1 protein-coding gene is annotated in these 2,118 nt (G+C 45.2%); it reads right to left on the bottom strand.

Annotated elements, in window-relative coordinates:
- Positions 1-2,118 (bottom strand): hypothetical protein (locus tag BVH02_RS21440; RefSeq protein ID WP_158093896.1); only part of this gene is annotated, 2,118 nt, incomplete at both ends.

Here is a 2,118-nt window from a genome sequence, read left to right as displayed (position 1 = left end):
TCCTGTAGCATTGACCGCCGGCGTATTGCAACCGCCAGATAAAGGAATGGAATAATTGAAAGTACCAGATGCTGTAGGGGTGCCGGAGATGGTGATTACATTACCAGACCAGGCAGCAGAAACGCCTGCTGGTAAACCAGTTGCTGCTCCGATTCCGGTTGCGCCGGTAGTGGCATGGGTGATATTAGTTAATGCAGTGTTGATACAAAGCGTAGGAGTAGAGGAAGCAGCCCCTACTGTATTGTTCGGAGTGACCGTGATAGTTCCAGTAGCATTGATCACCGGCGTATTGCAACCTCCAGTTAGAGGAATGGAATAATTGAAAGTCCCAGAAGCGGTAGGGGTACCTGAGATGGTGATCACATTACCAGACCAGGCAGCAGAGACTCCTGCTGGTAAACCAGTTGCCGCTCCGATTCCGGTTGCTCCGGTAGTTGCATGGGTAATGTTGGTTAATGCGGTGTTGATACAAATGGTAGGATTTGCAGAAGGCGTTCCTGTGGTATTCGTAGGGGTTACTGTAAATGCACCGGATGGATTTGAGATTTGGTCAGGACCGCATCCACTAGAAACAATGACATAATAAAAGTTTGTACCAGTGGACGAAGACGGCGGTGTAAAGGAGGGCAAATCTTCTCCTGGAATTGCAGTTCCAGTAGTATTATTGTTGGCAGTGTTTTTATACCATTGGTAACTTAAAGTACCAGTACCCGATGCAGTAACAGAAATAGGATTGAAAGTTTCTGTAAAACAAATGGTCTGTGTAGCAAGACTTTGTGTATTAATGGATGTTAGAGGAGTGATTGTAAACGCCCCCGAAACGTCTGAAGGAACTGTACCACAATTGCTCTTTGCAACAACATAGTAATATGTGGTTCCAACTGGAGTCGAAGGTGGTGTATAAGATGGTAAAGTTGCTCCGGAGATTAATGTTCCTCCAGAATTTGAATTGCTTGCATTCCTATACCACTGATAGGAGACCGTTCCTTCACCTGATGCCAATGCAGTAATAGGTGCAAATGAATCTCCCAAACAAATCGTTTTATCATCAGGAGAAGGTGCTAAATCAATTACTGTCACAGGTGGATTTACTCTGTACTTCCCTGATACATTAGAGGTTGCATTTCCACAATTGCCGGTCACCACCACATAATAAAATAATTCTCCCAAAATAATGGAAGGCGGAGTAAAAGATGCTAATTGTGCTCCAGGAACAGCTGTTCCTCCAGTATTTAAAGAATCCGCATTTTTATACCATTGGTAGCTTAGGTCGCCACCTATGGCATCTACTGAAATCGGATCAAAACCGTCTCCAAAACATTCGATTTCCCCAGAGTCATCCGGCTGGGTAGTGATTAAGGTAATTGGATCTACAATAAATGCTCCCGAAACACCTGAAGTTCTAATGGGTCCACAACTACTTGAAACTGTGACATAATAATAGGAAGTTCCACTAGGTGTGGATGCTGGGGTATAGGAAGGAGAATTTGTCCCAACGATCGCAGTTCCGCTTGTGTTGTTGCTGACTGTATTTCGATACCATTGGTAAGTTAAAGTTCCTGTACCTGTAGCACTTATAGAAATGCTTGTAAAGTTTTGACCAATACAAATGGATTGTGCAGCTAGACTTTCACTGACAATGATAGTAGCTGGGTTCACTGTGATAGTTCCTGTAGCACTTACTGCGGTTGCAAGGCAACCTCCAGTCAGAGGAATGGAATAATTGAAAGTCCCAGAAGAGGTAGGCGTACCGGAGATGGTAATTACATTACCAGCCCAAGATGCGGTGACACCTGTTGGTAAACCAGTTGCTGCTCCTATACCGGTTGCTCCAACGGTGGCATGAGTGATATTAGTTAAGGCAGTGCTGATACAAAGCGTAGGAGTAGAGGAAGCTGCTGCCACTGTATTGTTCGGACTGACTGTGAAAGTTCCTGTAGCATTGACCGCCGGCGTATTGCAACCTCCGGTTAGAGGAATAGAATAATTGAAAGTCCCAGATGCGGTAGGGGTACCGGAGATGGTGATTACATTACCAGACCACGCAGCAGAAACACCTGCTGGTAAACCAGTTGCTGCTCCAATTCCGGTTGCGCCGGTAGTGGCATGGGTGATATT

It is taken from the genome of Algoriphagus ratkowskyi (genome assembly GCF_002150505.1).
In the GTDB taxonomy this organism is placed as follows: domain Bacteria; phylum Bacteroidota; class Bacteroidia; order Cytophagales; family Cyclobacteriaceae; genus Algoriphagus; species Algoriphagus ratkowskyi.
Note: the sequence above shows the minus strand (reverse complement) of the source record. Positions and strands in the feature narration are given on the sequence as shown.